This is a genomic window from Clostridium drakei (assembly GCF_000633595.2).
Classification (GTDB): Bacteria; Bacillota; Clostridia; order Clostridiales; family Clostridiaceae; genus Clostridium_AM; species Clostridium_AM drakei.
Genome location: NZ_JIBU02000083.1, coordinates 406 through 2,927, shown reverse-complemented (window position 1 = coordinate 2,927; position 2,522 = coordinate 406). Strand labels below are relative to the sequence as shown.

Annotated in this window: 1 rRNA gene (running past one end of the window); it reads right to left on the bottom strand. The window is 50.8% G+C overall.

Annotated elements, in window-relative coordinates:
- Positions 1 to 15 precede the first annotated feature (15 nt).
- Positions 16 to 2,522: ribosomal RNA gene (locus EG57_RS0224495) — 23S ribosomal RNA — on the bottom strand; it runs 399 nt beyond the window's last position.

The window sequence follows — 2,522 nt, the reverse complement described above, 5'->3', positions numbered from 1 at the left end:
AGTGAACTTCTTTATTTGGTCAAGCCCTCGACCTATTAGTATCAGTCAGCTGAACATGTTACCATGCTTACACCTCTGACCTATCAACCTTGTGTTCTTCAAGGGGTCTTACTAGCTTACGCTATGGGAAATCTAATCTTGAGGTGGGTTTCACGCTTAGATGCTTTCAGCGTTTATCCCGTCCCGACATAGCTACCCAGCCATGCTCCTGGCGGAACAACTGGTACACCAGAGGTCAGTCCATCCCGGTCCTCTCGTACTAAGGACAGCTCCTCTCAAATTTCCTACGCCCGCGACGGATAGGGACCGAACTGTCTCACGACGTTCTGAACCCAGCTCGCGTGCCGCTTTAATGGGCGAACAGCCCAACCCTTGGGACCTACTTCAGCCCCAGGATGCGACGAGCCGACATCGAGGTGCCAAACCTCCCCGTCGATGTGGACTCTTGGGGGAGATCAGCCTGTTATCCCCGAGGTAGCTTTTATCCGTTGAGCGATGGCCCTCCCACGAGGAACCACCGGATCACTAAGCCCGACTTTCGTCCCTGCTCCACCTGTATGTGTCGCAGTCAGGCTCCCTTCTGCCTTTGCACTCTTCGAACGATTTCCAACCGTTCTGAGGGAACCTTTGGGCGCCTCCGTTACTTTTTTGGAGGCGACCGCCCCAGTCAAACTGCCCACCTAACAATGTCCCGTGACCAGTTTCATGGCCGCCGGTTAGAATCCCAATACTGTCAGGGTGGTATCCCAAGGATGACTCCACAGAAGCTGACGCCCCTGTTTCGCAGTCTCCCACCTATCCTGTACAGACAATATCGAAACTCAATGCTAAGCTGCAGTAAAGCTCTACGGGGTCTTTCCGTCCAATCGCGGGTAGCAAGCATCTTCACTTGCACTACAATTTCGCCGGATTTGTTGTCGAGACAGTGCCCAAGTCATTACGCCATTCGTGCGGGTCGGAACTTACCCGACAAGGAATTTCGCTACCTTAGGACCGTTATAGTTACGGCCGCCGTTTACTGGGGCTTAAGTTCACACCTTCGCTTACGCTAAGTGTTCCCCTTAACCTTCCAGCACCGGGCAGGCGTCAGCCCCTATACTTCAGCTTTCGCTTTAGCAGAGACCTGTGTTTTTGCTAAACAGTTGCTTGGGCCTATTCTCTGCGACCTACTTTCATAGGCACCCCTTCTCCCGAAGTTACGGGGTCAATTTGCCGAGTTCCTTGACAACAATTCTTCCGATGGTCTTAGGATTCTCTCCTCACCTACCTGTGTCGGTTTGCGGTACGGGCACCAATATCCTCCATAGAGACTTTTCTTGGCAGCGTGGAATCAGATACTTCGCGGCATAAAGCCACTCCCCATCACACCTCAACATTGATCAAACGGATTTGCCTGTCTGATCTGTCTAAATGCTTAGACACACATCCAATAGTGTGCACATCCTATCCTCCTGCGTCATCCCATTTGTAATAACGTCAATTGGTGGTATCGGAATATCAACCGATTGTCCATCACCTACGCCTTTCGGCCTCGGCTTAGGTCCCGACTAACCCTGAGCGGACGAGCCTTCCTCAGGAAACCTTAGGTTTTCGACCAATAAGATTCTCACTTATTTCTCGCTACTTATGCCAGCATACTCACTCCTGTACAGTCCACCGCTCCTTTCGGTACGACTTCACTCCATACAGGAAGCTCCTCTACCGCTCTTTCGAGCCCATAGCTTCGGTGGTAAGTTTTAGCCCCGGACATCTTCGGCGCAGGATCTCTTGACTAGTGAGCTATTACGCACTCTTTAAATGAGTGGCTGCTTCTAAGCCAACATCCTAGTTGTCTTAGAAATCCCACATCCTTTTCCACTTAACTTACACTTTGGGACCTTAGCTGATGATCTGGGCTGTTTCCCTTTTGACTACGGATCTTATCATTCGCAGTCTGACTGCTGAGATACAAGTATATGGCATTCGGAGTTTGATAGGGTTCAGTAACTGTTGTCAGCCCCTAGCCCATTCAGTGCTCTACCTCCACTACTCAATCTCAACGCTAGCCCTAAAGCTATTTCGAGGAGAACCAGCTATCTCCGAGTTCGATTGGAATTTCTCCGCTATCCACAGCTCATCCCATGGTTTTTCAACACCAACGTGGTTCGGACCTCCACGGAATTTTACTTCCGCTTCATCCTGGCCATGGATAGGTCACCCGGTTTCGGGTCTACGACATGCAACTTTTCGCCCTATTCAGACTCGGTTTCCCTTCGGCTCCGTACCTTAAGTACTTAACCTTGCTACATACCGTAACTCGCTGGCTCGTTCTACAAAAAGCACGTCGTCGCACATAAAAGTGCTTCGACCGGTTGTGGACACACGGTTTCAGGTTCTATTTCACTCCCCTTCCGGGGTTCTTTTCACCTTTCCCTCACGGTACTGCTTCACTATCGGTCACCAGTTAGTATTTAGCCTTGGGAGGTGGTCCTCCCTGCTTCCCACAAGGTTTCACGTGTCTCGTGGTACTCTGGAGTAGATCT